The organism is Streptomyces afghaniensis (assembly GCF_044327915.1).
GTDB classification, from domain to species: domain Bacteria; phylum Actinomycetota; class Actinomycetes; order Streptomycetales; family Streptomycetaceae; genus Streptomyces; species Streptomyces afghaniensis.
Genome location: NZ_JBIRGJ010000004.1, coordinates 341,789 through 358,203, shown reverse-complemented (window position 1 = coordinate 358,203; position 16,415 = coordinate 341,789). Strand labels below are relative to the sequence as shown.

At 69.4% G+C, this 16,415-nt stretch carries 19 protein-coding genes; 4 read left to right on the top strand and 15 right to left on the bottom strand.

Going from position 1 to position 16,415, the window contains the following annotated elements; all coding sequences use genetic code 11:
* Positions 1-149 precede the first annotated feature (149 nt).
* The 6 genes from ACH4G3_RS16220 to ACH4G3_RS16195 all read right to left on the bottom strand — a co-directional run bounded on the left by ACH4G3_RS16220 (position 150) and on the right by ACH4G3_RS16195 (position 6,000).
* Complete coding sequence (locus ACH4G3_RS16220; RefSeq protein WP_397625064.1) at positions 150-797, bottom strand: CoA transferase subunit B; 648 nt, start codon at positions 795-797, stop codon at positions 150-152.
* Positions 797-1,576: a CoA transferase subunit A gene (locus ACH4G3_RS16215; RefSeq protein WP_397625063.1), complete on the bottom strand. Its 780-nt coding sequence runs from the start codon at positions 1,574-1,576 to the stop codon at positions 797-799. Before ACH4G3_RS16215 ends, ACH4G3_RS16220 begins: the two co-directional genes overlap by 1 nt.
* 157 nt (positions 1,577-1,733) lie before the next feature.
* Positions 1,734-2,897 carry a hypothetical protein gene (locus tag ACH4G3_RS16210; protein ID WP_397625062.1) on the bottom strand — a complete coding sequence of 388 codons (1,164 nt, stop codon included), beginning with the start codon at positions 2,895-2,897 and terminating at the stop codon, positions 1,734-1,736.
* On the bottom strand, positions 2,894-4,105 hold the full coding sequence (locus ACH4G3_RS16205; RefSeq protein ID WP_397625061.1) for a VOC family protein: 1,212 nt from the start codon (positions 4,103-4,105) through the stop codon (positions 2,894-2,896). Before ACH4G3_RS16205 ends, ACH4G3_RS16210 begins: the two co-directional genes overlap by 4 nt.
* 21 nt (positions 4,106-4,126) lie before the next feature.
* Entirely contained in the window at positions 4,127-4,651 is a 525-nt protein-coding gene (locus ACH4G3_RS16200; protein ID WP_397625060.1) for an aromatic-ring-hydroxylating dioxygenase subunit beta, read from the bottom strand.
* A complete protein-coding gene (locus ACH4G3_RS16195) occupies positions 4,648-6,000 on the bottom strand; it encodes an aromatic ring-hydroxylating oxygenase subunit alpha (RefSeq protein ID WP_397625059.1) in 1,353 nt (450 codons plus the stop codon). Before ACH4G3_RS16195 ends, ACH4G3_RS16200 begins: the two co-directional genes overlap by 4 nt.
* 188 nt (positions 6,001-6,188) lie before the next feature.
* Here ACH4G3_RS16195 and fdxA point away from each other — a divergent pair, with 188 nt between their 5' ends.
* The 3 genes from fdxA (at position 6,189) to ACH4G3_RS16180 (ending at position 8,510) form a co-directional block, all read left to right on the top strand.
* Positions 6,189-6,521: a ferredoxin gene (gene fdxA / locus ACH4G3_RS16190; RefSeq protein ID WP_392037498.1), complete on the top strand. Its 333-nt coding sequence runs from the start codon at positions 6,189-6,191 to the stop codon at positions 6,519-6,521.
* Positions 6,518-7,516: an NAD(P)/FAD-dependent oxidoreductase gene (locus ACH4G3_RS16185; protein ID WP_397625058.1), complete on the top strand. Its 999-nt coding sequence runs from the start codon at positions 6,518-6,520 to the stop codon at positions 7,514-7,516. Before fdxA ends, ACH4G3_RS16185 begins: the two co-directional genes overlap by 4 nt.
* 199 nt (positions 7,517-7,715) lie before the next feature.
* Positions 7,716-8,510 carry an IclR family transcriptional regulator gene (locus ACH4G3_RS16180; RefSeq protein WP_397625057.1) on the top strand — a complete coding sequence of 265 codons (795 nt, stop codon included), beginning with the start codon at positions 7,716-7,718 and terminating at the stop codon, positions 8,508-8,510.
* 75 nt (positions 8,511-8,585) lie between these two features.
* Here the strand turns inward: ACH4G3_RS16180 and ACH4G3_RS16175 are convergent, their stop codons facing one another.
* The 7 genes from ACH4G3_RS16175 to ACH4G3_RS16145 all read right to left on the bottom strand — a co-directional run bounded on the left by ACH4G3_RS16175 (position 8,586) and on the right by ACH4G3_RS16145 (position 14,498).
* Positions 8,586-8,942, bottom strand: a complete 357-nt coding sequence (locus ACH4G3_RS16175) for a cupin domain-containing protein (RefSeq protein ID WP_397625056.1) — start codon at positions 8,940-8,942, stop codon at positions 8,586-8,588.
* Complete coding sequence (locus ACH4G3_RS16170) at positions 8,939-9,712, bottom strand: HpcH/HpaI aldolase family protein (protein ID WP_397625055.1); 774 nt, start codon at positions 9,710-9,712, stop codon at positions 8,939-8,941. Before ACH4G3_RS16170 ends, ACH4G3_RS16175 begins: the two co-directional genes overlap by 4 nt.
* Positions 9,713-9,740: 28 nt before the next feature.
* Positions 9,741-10,904: an amidohydrolase family protein gene (locus ACH4G3_RS16165; RefSeq protein WP_397625054.1), complete on the bottom strand. Its 1,164-nt coding sequence runs from the start codon at positions 10,902-10,904 to the stop codon at positions 9,741-9,743.
* 27 nt (positions 10,905-10,931) lie between these two features.
* Positions 10,932-11,792 carry a fumarylacetoacetate hydrolase family protein gene (locus ACH4G3_RS16160; RefSeq protein WP_397625053.1) on the bottom strand — a complete coding sequence of 287 codons (861 nt, stop codon included), beginning with the start codon at positions 11,790-11,792 and terminating at the stop codon, positions 10,932-10,934.
* A gap of 243 nt (positions 11,793-12,035) precedes the next feature.
* Complete coding sequence (locus tag ACH4G3_RS16155; protein WP_397625052.1) at positions 12,036-12,698, bottom strand: nicotinamide mononucleotide transporter family protein; 663 nt, start codon at positions 12,696-12,698, stop codon at positions 12,036-12,038.
* A gap of 126 nt (positions 12,699-12,824) precedes the next feature.
* Positions 12,825-13,358: a hypothetical protein gene (locus tag ACH4G3_RS16150; protein WP_397625051.1), complete on the bottom strand. Its 534-nt coding sequence runs from the start codon at positions 13,356-13,358 to the stop codon at positions 12,825-12,827.
* A 45-nt stretch (positions 13,359-13,403) separates the two neighbouring features.
* Positions 13,404-14,498 carry a sugar ABC transporter substrate-binding protein gene (locus ACH4G3_RS16145; RefSeq protein ID WP_397625050.1) on the bottom strand — a complete coding sequence of 365 codons (1,095 nt, stop codon included), beginning with the start codon at positions 14,496-14,498 and terminating at the stop codon, positions 13,404-13,406.
* 199 nt (positions 14,499-14,697) lie between these two features.
* Between ACH4G3_RS16145 and ACH4G3_RS16140 the strand changes: the two genes are divergently transcribed.
* Positions 14,698-15,258 (top strand): flavin reductase family protein, encoded by a 561-nt coding sequence (locus tag ACH4G3_RS16140; RefSeq protein WP_397625049.1) that lies wholly within the window; start codon positions 14,698-14,700, stop codon positions 15,256-15,258.
* A 273-nt stretch (positions 15,259-15,531) separates the two neighbouring features.
* On the opposite strand, the gene ACH4G3_RS16135 is transcribed toward ACH4G3_RS16140, so the two are convergent.
* Both ACH4G3_RS16135 and ACH4G3_RS16130 read right to left on the bottom strand, forming a co-directional pair.
* The gene (locus ACH4G3_RS16135) at positions 15,532-15,927 is read right to left on the bottom strand and encodes a nuclear transport factor 2 family protein (protein WP_397625048.1); all 396 of its coding nucleotides are present in this window, start codon (positions 15,925-15,927) and stop codon (positions 15,532-15,534) included.
* Complete coding sequence (locus tag ACH4G3_RS16130; RefSeq protein ID WP_397625047.1) at positions 15,912-16,364, bottom strand: VOC family protein; 453 nt, start codon at positions 16,362-16,364, stop codon at positions 15,912-15,914. Before ACH4G3_RS16130 ends, ACH4G3_RS16135 begins: the two co-directional genes overlap by 16 nt.
* Positions 16,365-16,415 lie beyond the last annotated feature (51 nt).

Sequence of the window (16,415 nt, the reverse complement as noted above, 5' to 3'; positions counted from 1 at the left end):
GGCGCGGACGCTGGTGCGCAAGGCCGCAACGCGACCCCAGAGCCAGAAACGGAGCCGGCCGCCAGGCCGACGGCGCGCTTGTGGACAGCGCGCCGCCGTACCAGCGGCCGGGGTGCCGACAGCGTCGACGCAGTACTTGTCTCGCAGGCTCAGGAGCCGGTCTCGTACGGGACGAGGACTGCGGCCGCTGTCGTGCGGACGACCTCCTCAGGGGTGACGCCGGGGGCGGTCTCGACGAGGAGCAGACCACCGTCGGTGACGTCAAGGACGGCGAGGTCGGTGATGATCCGGTCCACGCAGCACTTGCCGGTGAGCGGCAGGTCGCACTCCTGGACGATCTTCGGACTGCCGTCCTTCGCGGTGTGCGTCATGGTGACGATCACCCGGCGGGCACCGTGGACGAGGTCCATGGCTCCGCCGATGCCGGTCACCATCCTGCCGGGGATCGCCCAGTTGGCGAGGTCGCCCCGCGCGGAGACCTGCATGGCGCCGAGTACGGCGGTGTCGATGTGGCCGCCGCGGATCATGCCGAAGGACAGTGCCGAGTCGAAGAACGCCGCGCCGGGCAGCACCGTGACGGTCTCCTTGCCCGCGTTGATCAGGTCGGGATCGACCTGATCCTCGTAGGGGAAGGGGCCGGTGCCGAGGACGCCGTTCTCTGACTCCAGTACGACGTGGACGCCCTCGGGCAAGTGGCTGGGGATCAGGGTCGGCAGGCCGATGCCCAGGTTGACGTACTCGCCGTCGCGCAGTTCACGGGCCGCGCGGGCGGCCATCTCGTCGCGTGTCCAGGCCATCAGCCCCGCACCTCCTGGTCTTCCCTGGGGATGACTGTCAGCTTCTCGATCTTCTTGTCGGCGGCCTGCCCGGCGGTGAGGGCCACCACCCGCTGCACGAAGATGCCCGGCAGATGGACCTGGTCCGGGTCGATCTCGCCCGGCTCGACCAGTTCCTCGACCTCGGCGATCGTGATGCGCCCGGCCATGGCCGCCAGTGGGTTGAAGTTGCGGGCGGACTTGCTGAACACCAGGTTGCCGTGCCGGTCCCCCTTCGCCGCCCGCACCAGGGCGAAGCCGGTGGTGATCCCGCGCTCCAGGACGTATTCCTCGCCGTCGAACTCCCGGACTTCCTTGGGCGGGGAGGCGACGGCGATGTCGCCGTCGCCGCCGTACCGCCACGGCAGCCCGCCGTCGGCGACCAGGGTGCCGACGCCCGCCGGCGTGTAGAAGGCGGGGATGCCGCAGCCCCCGGCCCGCAGCCGCTCGGCGAGCGTGCCCTGGGGGATCAGCTCCAGCTCGATCTCGCCGCTCAGGTACTGGCGAGCGAACTCCTTGTTGCCGCCGATGTAGCTGCCGGTGACGCGTGCGATCCGGTCCGCGGCGAGCAGCACGGCGAGGCCGGAGTCCATGGCGCCGCAGTTGTTCGAGACCACGTCCAGTCCTGTCACGCCGGCGTCGTACAGGGCCTGGATCAGGACTGCCGGGACTCCGCTCAGACCGAAGCCGCCGACGGCCAGGGAGGCACCGTCAGGTATGTCCGCTATGGCCTCGGCGGCCGAGGCGACGACTTTGTTCATCCGCCCGTCCACTTCCTTTCAGGACGTCACCGCCCTATGGAGTCTGTTCAGGGGCGAACCTGTTTCCGTTCGCCCGTGGTGGTGATGTCTTGCGGTGCGCGACCGTCTCGGCGTGCTTCGTGCTCCTCCGCCGGCTCGATGTCGGCGACCGCCCGGGCTAGGCCGGCAGTTCGGTCAAGAGCTTGCGGTAGATGCGCGCGTAAGCGGTCAGCTGCGCCAGCGACAGGGCATCGCGGCCTGGTTCGTCGGCGGCAGGCGCGGCCTGCGGGCCGAGGCGCACGGTGTCGACGCCGTGGGCGCGCAGCACGACGCCGTCGGTCGATCCCGTCCAGCCGGTGATCGGCGGCGGCTGCGCACCGAACTCGTCGAGCCAGGCCGCCCGGGCGGCCGTCACCACCGGGGCGTCGGCCGGTGTCGCCGCGGCTGCCGCGACCGGCTCGGCCTCCACATCGACCTCGCAGTCACGCAGCGCCGACTCGGCACACCGCGCCCTCAGCCGGTCGGCCAGCTCGGCCGCCAGCCCGGCCGGCTCGACTTGGTCACCGGCGACGACGTACAGATCGATCCGCAGCCGGGCCGGCAGCAGGTCCGGTTTGTCCGGCCACCCGCCGCTGATCGCGCCGATGCCGCACGCCCGGCCGGTCTGCCCCACCCTCGGGTCGGCGGCCAGGTAGGCCGTGCGCCAGCGGGCCAGTTCCTCCAGGACGACGCCGGCGGAGGCGATGACTCCGCCGGGCGGCGTGGCCGACTCCGCCAACATCGCGGCTCCTGACCGGCCGGTCACCCGGACGGTCAGGTAGAGCGCGCCCGGCTCGTGCCACAGCAGCGTGGGCGGGCCGCACTTGGCCACGATCGCCGACCGCGGCAACGGATACGCCTTGACGTAGGCTTCCAGGCCGGTGATCCCGCCGGCGCGGCGGTGCGTCCCGGAACCGGCGAGCAGCAACCGCCCGGTACCGGCCTCGGCGAAGGCGACCAGCGCGGCGGCGGCCGGCCCGCGGGCGACCCCGAGGCCGAAGCCGGCCACCGCGTCGCCGTCCACGGTAAGCGGACCGGCGGGCGCGCCGTCGCCGGTGATCAGCCGGTTGGCCTCACCACCGTCGTCCAGCGACGTGTCGAGGTGGGAGTACAGCAGAGGCCCGGCCCCGCGGGTGGCGATCAGGCTGCCGCCCGCGGGGCCGTGCTCCAGTACCTGCCACTCGATGTGCGGCCACCGGTCGGCGCACCAGCCGCGCAACCGGTGGGCCGCCGTGCGCTCCTCCCCGCGCGGGGCGGGGGTCACGTCGAACAAGCGCAGGACGTCGAGCAGTTGCTGCCTCAAAAACGTCCCCAGTCGTCGGACGCCGGACGCCACACGTCGATGTTGCGCGGGTCGGCCACCATCTTGCGGGGGCGGTGCGTCTCATGCTCTTCCGGCGTGAACACCCGGTGCGCGTCGCACAGTTCGTAGCGCGGGCCGAAGCGGGTGTCGTGCATGTAGAAGGCGATCGACGTCGACGCCGAGTGGTTGACGATGTCGGAGGCGATCGGCGCGCCCTTGTACAGCGCGCGGGCGCGCATCCGCATGACGTGGTCGAGGCTCTTCATCGCGAAGCACAGGTGCGCGACGTAGTGCTCGGTGTTCTTCTGGATCGCGACGCTGTGGTGGTAGCGGTCCTCGCAGCGGAAGAACGTGGTCGAGCCGACGACGTGGTCCGAGGGCATGAAGTTCAGGACGTTCTGATAGAAGTCCACCATCTCCTCGAACTTCGCGGTGGCGATGAACGGGTGCACCAGGTCGAGCGGCCGGATCTCCAGGTGCGGCGGCTCGGCGTACTCGTGGAACTCGGTGAACAGCTCGACGACGAGGCCGTCGGGATCCTTCACCGCGAAGCCGTTGTCGCACAGCGCCTTCTGCCGCTCCTGCAGCTCCAGTACCTCAAGGCCGGCGTCGAGCACGCTCTTGTGCAGCTGCTCGAGGACCTCCTCGCTCTCCACGCTGTAGCCGACCGCGGTCGTCCAGCCGTCGGTGCGCTCGGGGGCATTGATCAGCTCGATGCAGTGGTGCTCGATGTCGGCGCGCAGGTAGGCGTACTCGTCCGTGCGCTGTTCCAGCTGCAGACCGACGTGGTACTCGAGGAAGTCGATCGTGGCCTGCATGTCCGGGACTTCGATCCGGGCGTACTCCATGCCGTACGGGCCGTGCGGGCGCGTGCTCACTGGCGCTTTCCTTCCTGCGGTGAGCGACGGACGCTCGGCGAACTCGAACGAGGTGATGGCCTGCTGGGCGATGACCGGTCGCCAGCGGGTGCGCACGAAGGTCTCGTGGGACTCGCTGCCGAGGTAGGCGAGCAGGTCGTCCTGACCGTCGAAGTCGACGGCCATGGTGTGGGTGAAGGTCTGGTCGCGGGTGCTGATGTTCTCGCCGAGGACGAAGCCGCGCATGGCCGGATACCGGTCCGGGAAGGTACGCAGCTCGGCCAGCACGGATTCCCGCGTGGCCTCGTCGACTCCATCGGAGAAACGGAAGGACAGGGTGTGTCGGATCATCGGGTCACCTTCCGTCGCCGGTCAGAGGATGAAGCTCAGCCGGGCGCCTGCGGCGAGCGACTCGTGGCCGAGGATCGAGCGCCGCAACCGGAAACGGAGTCCGTCCTCGGTCGGCACCAGCAGATGGTGGTACCACCCGACGTAGGCGTCGAAGTGCCCGTCGCGGGCGCGGTGCACCACGAAGGACGCCGACACCCGGAAGGAGTCCCCGGTGTCCTCGGACAGCCGCACGTTGGACACCAGCCGGTGCGTTCGTGAGTGCGGGTTCTCGGCGTGCGCCTTGCGGGACTTCAGGCGCTTGACCCGGGCGCGGAGCAGGTCCCAGTCGTCGTCGACGAACGATCCGGTCGCGTACGGCGACCAGCCCGGGCGGTAGTCGGTGGTCGGAATCTCGTAGCGGGCGCCGGGCTCGAAGAGTGCCAGCCAGCTGTCGTAGTCCCAGTGGTCGAGGATGTCCGCCTCGGCGTACAGGAAGTCCTCGACCTCCTGGCGGGTGACGATGCGGCCTGCGCAGTGCACGGAATGGGTGTTGGCTGTCGCGGTCATCGCACATCCCTCCCCACCAGGAAGGACGCCGGGCGCTCACCGTGGACTTCGAGGCCGTCGTCGAGCCCGGTGGCCTCGACCCAGTGCCGCCAGAAGCCCCGCATCGCGCCTTCGTCGATCGACCGGCCCTGCACGCCCTTGACCTCGTCGGCCATGCCGCGTGACATGTCGCTGTAGTCAAGCTCGGGCTGGACCGTGCCCGCCGTCGCCTGGATGCCGCGCTGGACCGCCTCGTACGCCTCGATGTCGTCCGGCGTGGCGAGTCCTCCCGGGCCGACGAAGCTGACGACCGTCTTCATGCGCAGGGCGCGTGTGTCCGGGTCCTCGTTGCGCGGGACCAGCTGCCAGGCACGCACGTCGGTCTGGTCGGGCGCCACCGGCTCCAGCTGCCGGATCGACAGGCCCTCGATGTCGAAGAGCAGCAGGTTCGGGAAGACGAAAAGGATGTGGCTCTCGTCGGCCACGTGGTGGGCCCGTCTCTCCCCCAGCCGCTGCGTCATCTCGGCTCGGTGGGCCTCGGTGCGGACCCGCTCGTCCTCGCCGAAGCGCGGTTCCCAGTCCATGCTGATGCGTCCGCCGTGCCCGGTCAGGACCAGTAGCCCGTGGCCGTTGCCGAGGTTGTACGCGTACTGGTCGTCGTCGGTGACGGCGTAGCCGCTCTCCCGCAGATAGCCCACGAACGTGTTGTGCGTCGGAGCGAAGTGGTAGCCGTCCATGGCGTTCTCGACGGCGAGCTTCCAGTTGCCGCGCACGCTGTAGAGCTGGGTGCCGGGCAGTGTGGTCATGCCGCCGACGTGCTGCTGCTCGATCATCGTCATGTAGTCGGCGGCGTCGCCGAGGTACTCGAGCAGCGATGGTACGTCAGGGTCGAAGGAGACGAAGACGAACCCCTCGTGGATCTCCAGGCGCGGCACGCTGCGCAGCCCCATCGACGCGCCGAACGCGTCGCCCGACTCGTACGCGCCGACATCGGGGATCGCGGCGAGCTCACCGTTGTTGCGGAACGTCCAGGCGTGGTAGAAGCACTGGAAGAGCCTGGTGGAGCCCTCGTTCTCGCGGCACAGCACCGTGCCGCGGTGCGGACAGGAGTTCAGGAACGCGTGCACCTCGCCGGCGCTGTCCCGGCAGAAGATCAGCGGTCGGCCGCCGAGGGTGCGGACCTTGAAGTCGTTGGGGTTGGGGATCTCGGTCTCGTGACCCAGGTAGAGCCAGGTGTGCATCCACACCCAGCCGCGTTCCCGGGCAAAGACCTCCGCGTTTCGGTAGGCCTCGCGGTTGACCCGGAAGGTGAGCTGGTCCCAGTCCTCGACGATCATCGGCGCTGGGACGGTCCGGGGATTGCTTCCCATGGGGAGTTTGCCTCTCACAAGTCCCGACCCGAGTGGCGTGCTGTGAGACGCCATCTCGTATGTCGCAGTAGAGTCCCCCAGCGCACTCGAAGGTGTCAAGCATTCGTCCTGCTGTTGACACCCCGGTTCGACGTCGCCATCATCGTGTACCACATTGAAATACACCGTCTCGCATTCTGTGCGACCGTGTGAAGGGCAACAAGCTCGTGCCGTACGTCATCACCAAGGCTTGCCTCGACGTCATGGACAAGTCATGCATGGAGGAGTGCCCGGCCGACTGCATCTACGAGGGCGACCGGATGCTCTACATCCAGCCCGACGAATGCGTCGAGTGCGGACGCTGCGAACCCGTCTGCCCGCAGATCTCGATCTTCCACCACGAGGACCTGCCGGAGGAGAGCAAGCAGTTCGAGCGCATCAACGCCGAGTTCTTCACCCTCGGCACCGAACCGCTCGGCTCGCCCGGCGGGGCGCGCAAGGTCGGCCGGGCCGGCCACGACCACCCCGAGGTGGACGCGTGACCGGCCTCGCGCCCACGGACGCCGGACCGGAGGTGGCCGTCGACCTGCTCATCATCGGCGCGGGCCCGACGGGACTGTACGGCGCGTACTACGCCGGCTTCCGCGGCATGAGCGTCGCGGTCGCCGACGCGCTGCCCGCAGTGGGCGGCCAGATTGCCGCGCTGTACCCGGAGAAGCTCATCTACGACGTGGCCGGCTTCCCCGCCGTCCGAGGTCAGGACCTGGTGGACCGGTTGGCCGAGCAGGCCTGGCGGTGGAACCCCACCTACCTGCTCGGGCACGGGGTCATCCAGCTGGACGACACGGGCGAGGGCATCGTCGCCACCACCGACGCCGGCGCGCGGGTCACCGCGGGCGCGGTGCTCGTCTGCGGCGGGATCGGCAACTTCATCCCCCGCGAGCTCCCGGTCGGCTCCGAGTACCTGGGCCGGGGCCTGCGGTATTTCGTACCGCGCCTGAACGAGCTCGCCGGACAGGACGTCGTGGTGGTCGGCGGCGGGGACTCCGCGCTGGACTGGGCGCTGTCGCTGGAGCCGATCGCCTCATCGGTGACGCTGGTGCACCGGCGTACGCGGTTCCGGGCCCACGAGCGCAGTGTCGAGCAGGTGCACGCGTCCTCGGTGCGGGTCCTGACGCCGTACGAGGTCGAGAAGGTCTCCGGCGACGGGGCGGTGTCGGAGGTCGTGGTCGCGAGCTCCGACGGCGACCGGATCACCCTGCCCGCCCAGTCCGTCGTGGCCGCGCTCGGTTTCATCGCCGATCTCGGCCCGATCGAGCGGTGGGGGCTGGAGCTTCGCCGTCGGCGCATCCTCGTCGACCCCACCATGCGCACCAGCCGGGAGCGTGTCTTCGCGGCCGGCGACATCGCCGACTACGACGGCAAGGTCAGCCTCATCTCGATCGGCTTCGGCGAGGCCGCCCTGGCCGTCAACCACATCGCGGCCCTGCTCGATCCGGCACGTTCGGTCACACCGGGGCACTCCTCGGACGCGTGAGGTCGCCGCATCGGGCTGCGCGGTGAACGGGAGCGTGACGACCGGCGGCCGTCACGCTCCCGTTCACCCCACTGCTCTCGTGGATGCTCGCCCCGGCACTCTTTCATCCACCATGACACGAGCCTTACCATTGCTTTATGCAAGACGGCGTTTCATTTGACGTCTCAATTGACCGGGTTCGGACAGGAGCGAGAAATCCATGGCCACGAAGGCGCAGCACGGCACCGGCGAGCAGGACGGTCCGGACAGGACCGCGCCGACCATCCAGACGGTGCAGCGTGCGGCGCTGATCCTCGGCTCGTTCACAGTCGGCAAACCGCACATGAGTCTCAACGAGATCACCGCACGCCTCGGGGCGAGCAAGGCGACGGCGCACCGGTACACGAAGGCTCTGCGGGCGGCGAACCTGCTCCGGTACGACGAGCGCACCTCGCTGTACTCCCTCGGGCCCCAGGTGCTCACCCTCGCCACGGCGGCGCGGGCCGGCCTGCCGATCGTCGCCGCCGCCGAGCCGTACATGGAGGAGCTGGTCCGGCGCATCGACGAGACGATCGTGCTGTCGGTGTGGGACGGTGAGTCGGCGACCGTGGTGCGCTCGGTGGACAACACCGACCACATGGTGCGCATCAGCGTCCGGGTCGGGTCACGACTGGACCTCACGGCCTCGGCACAGGGACGAGTCTTCCTCGCGTTCCTGCCCCCGGAGCAGGTACCGACGCTGCCGCGCTCGGTGCGCAAGTCGGAGCTCAACGAGGAGCTCGAAGCCATCCGGAAGCACGGTCTGTCGGTCAACTCCCCCACCGTCAACGGGGTCCGCACCGTCGCGGCGCCGATCTTCGAGGGTGACAAGATCAGCGGAACGCTCGCCATCGTCGGCACGACGGCGACCGTGTCCGACGACGTCAAGTCGCCGATGGCCCAGGCGCTGCTGGAGACCGCCCGCGCGCTGTCGCAGCGGCTGGGCACCTCGGAGGACTCGCCCAACGGCGGCTGACCTGGCAGCAACGACAGAGGATGGCCCACCGCGAAAGCGGTGGGCCATCTGTCGTGAAGTGCGCCCGTCCGCCGGTCAGGGAAGAAGGTCGGCCCGCGGCGGGACGAAAAAGTCGATGTTCACGCAGGGTGCCTCCGTCGGCTCCACGTAGTGCTCGCTGCCACGCGGAACCAGCAGGAACGACCCCGCGCGCATGTCGTGCGCGACACCGTCCACGTAGTAGTTCGCCCGTCCCTCGGCGATGTGGACCAGTTGGTCGAAGTCCTCGTGCCGGTGCGGGTTGAGGGTCATGCCGACTTCCAGCTCGTGGTGGCAGATCATCACCTCGTCCGTCGCGTAGACGCGGCGGCGGACCCCCGGCCGCACCTGCGTCACCGGCAACTCGTCCCAGTTGACTACGGTGCTGAACAGCGCTGCGTTGCGTGTGCTCACTGGTTTTCCTTTCCGGCGGCCGCCCGCAGGCCGGCCGCCAACATCTGCAGGTCCGAGCCGACGACCAGGTAGTCGGCGTCGCCGAGGCCCAGTTCCGCCGCGGCGTTCCGGCCCGGCGCCCAGCCGCCGAACGCCACCCGCGCGGAGCGGGCGGCATCGCGCACCCGGTCCACGGCGGCGGCCAGCACCGCCGGGTCCGCCGGCAGGCCCAGGTCGACCGCGAGGTCGGTGCTGCCGACGAAGCACACGTCGAGAGCGGCGACCAGATCCGGCAGCGGATCCGTCCGCACCGTCTCGATCTGGCCCACCAGTACCGGCGGGTCGTCCTGCTCGGCGCGCAGGAACCCGGCCGGCGGGACCGCGCCGAACCGGGCGGCCCTGTTGGCCATGCTCACCGACCGGCGGCCGGCCGGAGCGAACCGGGTCGCCGCGACGAGCGCCTCGGCCTGGTCGACACGGGTGAGCATGGACAACTGGATTCCCGCCGCCCCGGCCTCCAGCAGCCGGTTGACGACGGCGGCGTTCACCTCGGGCACCCGGACCATGGCCGGCAGGCCGCACATGTCCGCGTGGCGCACCAGGTCGACGGCGTCCCGCTCGGTGAGGGTGGAGTGTTCGAGGTCGACGACCACGAACGCGAACCCGGCCGCCTCGGCCAGTTCCACCACGTCGGGCGAGGCCAGCTTGACGAACGTACCGACGGCGGGTCGCCCCGCCGTCAGGGCCGCGCGCAGTCGGCGCCGCAGCAGATGGACGTCACCGACGCTCATGGATTCCTCCCCGGGATGTACGGGCCTGTCAGGCCGGCTTCAGACCTCGCCAGGGCACGATGTCGACCTCGGCGCCGCCGTGCAGCACCACGGTCGGCTCCAGGCGCGGCGCGACGATCGTGTTGCCCGCGGCGTCGGGCAGGGTGACCTCGTCGGTCCAGTCGACGACCGTGACGTCGGCCCGCCCGCCGACCTCCAGGCGCCCGTAGCCCTCGGAGTCGAGCCCGAGCAGCCGGGCCGGGTCGATGGTGGCCCGCCGGACGCACTCCTCCAGCGGCGCGCCGAGCGCGACCAGCTTGGTGATGCTGGTGAGCAGATCGAACACCGGGCCGCGCCAGTTACGGGCGCTGGTGTCGGAGCTGAGGATGTCGGGCAGGAATCCGTCGGCGATCGCCCGGCGCGCCACCTCGAAGCTGAGGTTGCTCTTGCCGTGGGCGGAGTCGAACAGGACGCCGCGCTCACGGGCCGCGTTGACCGCGGGCTGCACCTTGTCGCCGTCGAGGATGCCGTACGGCTTGCCGGTGTAGCAGTGCGCCACGATGTCGCCGGGACGCAGGTAGTCCAGGACGATGGGCAGCGGCTCCGAGGTCTCGCCGATGTGCAGCATCAGCGGCAGGCCGGCCTGTTCGGCGAGCGCCACGGACTTCTTCAGCAGCGACTCCCAGTTCTCGCCGACGACGTCCTCGGACAGGCGGATCTTGAAGCCGCGCACGATGTCGGGGTGGGCCTCGGCGGTCGCGAGGGCGTCCTCGGGGACCAGGGTGTCGGGGTTCAGCAGCTCGCCGAACCGGAAGTCGATCAGCCCGAGCACCGAGACGTTGAGGAAGTTGACGATGCGCAGCGGGTTCGCCTCGACCACCAGCTTGCGGAAGGCGGCGAACGTCGACGCGCCGGCCGTGCCGGCATCCGCCGCCGCGACGACGCCGCGGCGCAGATGGGCCTCCTCGGCCGGGGCGCCGACGGCGGAGACGTACTGGAAGATGTGGGTGTGGCCCTCGACGAGGCCCGGCAGCACGGTGGAGCCGGTGACGTCGATCGTGCGGGCCGCGCTCGCCGCCAGGCCCTCCCCGATCGCGGCGATGCGGTCACCGGTGACCGCCACGTCGAGCCGGGCGTTGGTGCCCGACGCCGGGTCGATGACAGTGCCGCCCGCCAGGACGAGGTCATAGGACGGCAGGGGGGAGTTGGACATCGATGTGTGCTCCAGGGTGGGGAACGGTCAGCTGACCGGTTCGGTCAGCCGGTGGTCGCGCTGTGAGGCGTCGGGGGGACGCACGATGCGGGTGATGAGGGGCAGTACGCCGTCCACCTCGACGCGTACCTCGTCACCGTCGGTGAGGAAGCACGCGCGGTCCTGGCCGGTGCCGGCCGGGGTTCCGGTGAGGACGACGTCGCCGGGTTCGAGCGCGGTGAACCACGACAGCCGGCTGAGGAGATCGGAAACCGGGAAGATCATCCCGGCGCTGGTGTCGTCCTGCACGAGCTCGCCGTTGACCCGGGTCCGTACGCGGATCGCGTGGCGGTCCTCAAGCTCGTCGGGAGTGCGGATCGATGGGCCGAGCGGCGTGAAGCCCGGATAGCTCTTGGCGAGGGCGGGTGTGCCCGTGGTGCGCATGACGTCACGCGCCGTCATGTCGTTCGCCGCGGTGATGCCGGCGATCGCGGGCCAGACCTCGGACTCGGTCGCCTGGTGGAGCCGGCGCCCGACGACTACCGCGATCTCCCCCTCGTAGTCGGGCTCGGTCGCGGTCGGCGGGATCACCACCTGCGCGCCGGGTGCCGACACGCCGGAGGAGGCGGCCAGGTAGAGGATCGGCTGGTCGGGCAGCCCCCGGCCGGTGCGGGCCGCTTTCGACACGTAGTTGAGGCCGACGCCCCACACGGCGCGGGGACGGCCCAGCGGTGCAAGGAGCGTGGACTCGTCGAGCGGGACACGCCGGCGTACCGCGCAGGACGCCAGGCACCGCAGCGAGCCCTCCTGTTGGAGAACCGCGCCGACCTCGGGAAAAGCAGTGTCCAACAGGGCGACAGCCCCGTCCTCGAGCCGGCCCAGACCGGCGTCCGTCGTGACTACTCGCATGGCGAGCATCTTTCAATGCGAGATGGCATCGTGTCAAGCGATACGAGGGGGCGGGGTTCGGAGAGGTCGACACCCCGCCCGGACAGGAGCTGACGGCTTGTCAGCTGCTTGATCGTCGAGCCGATTCAGACCGCTGGACCTCTATATTTGTTGAGTACATGACAATCTTGGCCGCGTGCCGCATCCCGTTCGCGAAGCGGGCGGGCACGGCACGGCAGGGCACGGCACGGCACGGGAGATCGATCAGGTCGCCCCCTCGGACACCTGCTCACCGCGCGGCTCCGGGGCGGGCTGCGGTGCGTTGCGGGAGCGCAGCCACCAGTCACGCATGCCCCACAGGACGAGTGCGCCGTAGATGACGTAGACGAAGCCGGAAACGGCGTAGCCGTTGACGAAGGTCAGCGGGACGCCGACCAGGTCGACCAGCAGCCAGGCAAACCAGAACTCGACCATGCCGCGGGCCTGGGCGTACATCGCGACGACCGTGCCGACGAAGATGTACGCGTCCGGCCAGGGATCCCAGGACAGGGTCGGATAAGCCTTGAACAGCAGGGCCACCGCGACCGTGCCGACGGCGACGGCACCGACCATCGCCGCGCGCTCGCGCCAAGTGGCGAACCGCGGGGCGATCTGGCCGTCCTCGGACCGGCCCTTGTCACGATTCCACCGCCACCAGCCGTACAGGGCCACGGTCATGACGACGGCCTGCTTGCCGGCGCTGCCGGTCAGATGCCCGAAGAAAGCCCCGAAGAGGATGAGGCCGGACAGGAACTGCACCGGCCAGGTCCACAGGGAGCGGCGCCAGCCGAGGGCGAGCGCGGCCAGGCCGAGGATGTTACCGATCATGTCCGACCACAGGATGTGCTGGCCGAACAGGACGAACGCCTCGGAGTTCAGCCCGTTCACCGGGCGGCCGGCCCCGTCTCATACGAGTGGAGTGCGATCCTGCCGCCCCATGGGTCGCCGGACATCAGGTTCAGGAAGTGGTACATGCGCCACAGCTTCGGCCCTGTGTACCCGAATTGTCTAGACTCAAACCTGATAATCCGCGTTCGGCGCGCCGACCGGCCCTGCAGCCCAGAACACCGTCCGGTGCGGTCCGGAGAGCACGCCGAGGACCTCAGGGTCGATCGGCTCCACGGCCTCGGGAACACTGGCCCTCAAGCGCAGCGCGCCCTGCTGGGCCGGCAGGAAGTCCGTGTTGATCTCCCGGACCAGAGCCGCCGACATCATGTCCGCACGAACACAGAACGTGTAGTCCTTACGGTCCCGGCTGATCCTGACGCCGAAAGTACGGAGCGGCAACCGGTCAGGGTCAACACGCTGGTACTGGACATGGAACTGCGGCGGGGCGGCCGCCAGCTCGGGTCGCAGCACGTACAGGTTCGAGTGCGCCAGATGCCGGAAGAACTCGTCCAGCTCCCGCAGCAGCGTGGGGTGCACATGCCCGGCGAGGAGGAGGTGATCACTGCGGATGCCGCCCGGCACAGGGGTCCAGCGGGCTTGCACGAGGCGCGAGTCCGGAAGTGCGTCAGCCACCTGCCAAAACGTTCTGAAGCGTGGCATGCGCCCAAGAGTGCGCCGTGAAGCGCAGTATGTCCAGTGGCGCGCCTACTTCTTCAGGCCTGCCGCCGCGCAGTCGGCCGCGAGTCGGGGCGTGCATATATCGGACAGCCTGTACATGCCGTCCCTGATGACCGTGTTCTTGATGTTGCCCTTCGTCAGGGCGACGACAGGCACGAGACGCGCGGGGATGCCCTTGTCCGTGGGGCTGTCCACTCTGTCAGGTGCGAGGGCGTCGAACTGTATGTCTCTGCCCTGGGCCTTCGCCACAGCCATCTCGGCTGCGTGCTCGGCCTCCTGCGGGTACGGCTTGTACACGCTCATGTACTGCTCGCCGGTGACGATCCGCCGCACCGCCGAGAGCTCGGCGTCCTGCCCGGTGATCGGCGGCAGGTCGGTCGCGCCTGCGGCCTTCAGCGCTTTGATGACGCCGCCCGCCAGACCGTCGTTGGCGGCGTAGACGGCCTTGATGTTGTTCCTGCCGATTTCGTCGATCGCCTCGGTCATGTTCTTCTGGGCGTTCTGCGGCTTCCAGTCCTCGGTGTCGAACGACTTGGCGATCGTCACCTTGCCGTCGAGTGCGGAGAGCGCGCCCGCCTTGAACTGCTGAGCGTTCGGGTCGGTGGGCGAGCCGTTCATCATGACGATCTTGTCGGAGATGCCGGCGTCCTCACCGAGAGCCTCCAACAGGGAGCGGCCCTGCACTCCGCCGACGAGCTCGTTGTCGAAGGTGATGTACGCGTCGATCGGGCCCTCGGCCAGCCTGTCGTAGGCGATGACCGGGATACCGGCCTCCTTGGCCTTCCTCACCTCGCCGGCGATGGCGTGCACGTCGACGGGGTCCAACAGGATCACGTCGACCTGTTCGCTGATCATCCGTTGCAGCTGTCGTGCCTGCTCGGCGGCATCCGCCTCGGCGTTTGCGTACTCGACACGGCCATGGCCGCCGGTGAGGGACTCGACCTTCGCCTTGATGACGGGGTAGTGAAACTGCTCGTACTGGGGATTCGACCTTTCCGGCAGCAGCAGCCCCACGGTGATGTCGTCACCTTTGGCCGGTCTCGCGTCGCTGCCGCTCCCTGTCGCGCTGAGCCCGCCGCAGCCGACGAGCGAGACGGAGATCGTTGCGATGGCTGCGGACATGGCGATACGACGCATGGGGAGCTCACTTCTGGCGCGATCCGGACGTGGGCACCGCGTTGCGGCCCACCTGACTGAGAAGCCGACACGGAGGCGACCCTCGGCGTCGAGCGGGACTACTGTACGAGATGCGAGATGGCGCATTGACATGCGAGATGGTGCGTCCTAGCGTCAGGGCATCCCACGACAAAAGGCAAACCAGATGAGATCCACGTTTCACACGTCCAACTCCGCGAGGGATCACGCCGCCACGCGCCGGCCGGTCACCGGCTACGACCCGCAGGCGTACCGGGACGGACTGTCCTCGATGGTCACGTCTGTCTGTGTAGTCACCACCGAAGTGGACGGGAAGCGGTACGGCTTCACCGCCAACTCGGTGACCAGCGTGTCGATGGACCCGCCGCTGATTTCGGTCTGTCTGGCCGACACCGCCGACGTCCACCCCGCCTTCAGTCAGGCCGAGTCGGTGGCCGTCAACGTCCTGGCGGCGGACCAGAGCGCGGTGGCGATGGCGTTCGCGTCGCCCGGCGTCGACAGGTTCGCTGCGGCGCACTTCAGTCCGGGAGAGCTCGGTCCACCCCTGCTCGACAGCGCCACCGTGTCGCTCGAGGGCGTCGTGCACCAGCGCCTCACCGCCGGCGACCACACGATCATCCTGATCGAGGTGGCCGGCGTGGTGGTCGGCGGAGGGGAGCCGCTCACCTATCAGGGACGCAGGTTCCACACGCTGAACCCGCTGGAGCCGTCCACACCGCGGCCCTGATCGGCTCTCCCGGACAGCCCCCGCCGGCTGTCCTGGCTGACGGTACGCAAGAGCGTGGCCCCGCCGACCGGGATCAGCAGGTCGGCGGGGCCACTCTGCGTGCCCACCGCGGCCCAGCGGTCAGGTCGATACGGACCGCGGCCCGCACCCCCGTGCAGGCAGATCCCGGTCCTGGAGGCACGGACACCCCGTCCGCACAAACAAGGGCGGGCGGGGTGTCACAGGGGCAGCTTCTGCGGGCCAGGGCACCGATTCCGGGTCTCGGCCAGGGCGTCAGGCGAGCTGTCGCTGCACCTCGCCGCTGTCCCAGTAATCCGTGCGGCGCGTGATGAGACCGCCGTCCACGGTGAACAGGAAGACCCCGCGGATCCGCACGGGGCGGTCGCCCGCCGAGCGCATCCGGAACGTCATGACGTACGGCACCGCTGCCGACCCGCCGTCGACGAGGATGCGCTCGGGTGCGTAGTGCAGGTCCCCGAAGTTCTCGAGGAACCCGGTCAATGCGGCGCGGTACGCGGTGCGGCCCCTGCGGCTTCGCCCCATCGACGAGGTGTGTTCGTTGACGAAGTCCTCGGCGACGCAGGCGGCCACGGCGTCGGCGTCGTGCGCGTTCAATGCCGCGAGGTACGCCTCGACCGCGGCGCGGGTGTCGTTCAGGACGAACCCCACTTCTCCCGGACCGTGTCGAAGACCCGCTGGTCGTGGGAGATCTCGACGACGTTGCCGTCGGGGTCCTTCAGAGCGCAGATGTAGCCGATGGGATCGGGCATCTGCCGGGGCTCCCAGTGCAGGCAGCCCAGTTCACGGGCCCTGTCGGCGAGCGCGTCGACGTCCCCGCGCTCCGGCACCTCGATGCCGATGTGCGCGAACGGGTGCAGCAGACCCTGCTGGTTGCCCTTGTCCTTGTTGAACGACACCAGGACGAGCACGAACGGCGTCTCGACCTGCCTGTCGTTGGACAGCCAGACGCTTTCGCCGTCGGCGTCCTTGAACCGCTCGACGACGACCAGGGGCGTCAGCGAGGTGTAGAACTCGATCGCCTTGTCGAGATCGCCGGTCGGCAGCGCGACGTGAGTCCAGCGGGCCGAGGTGAGACCGGTGGCCACGGTTCCTCCATTGAGTGGTGCGATTTTCCTTGAGCCTAGGTCGCGCGCACC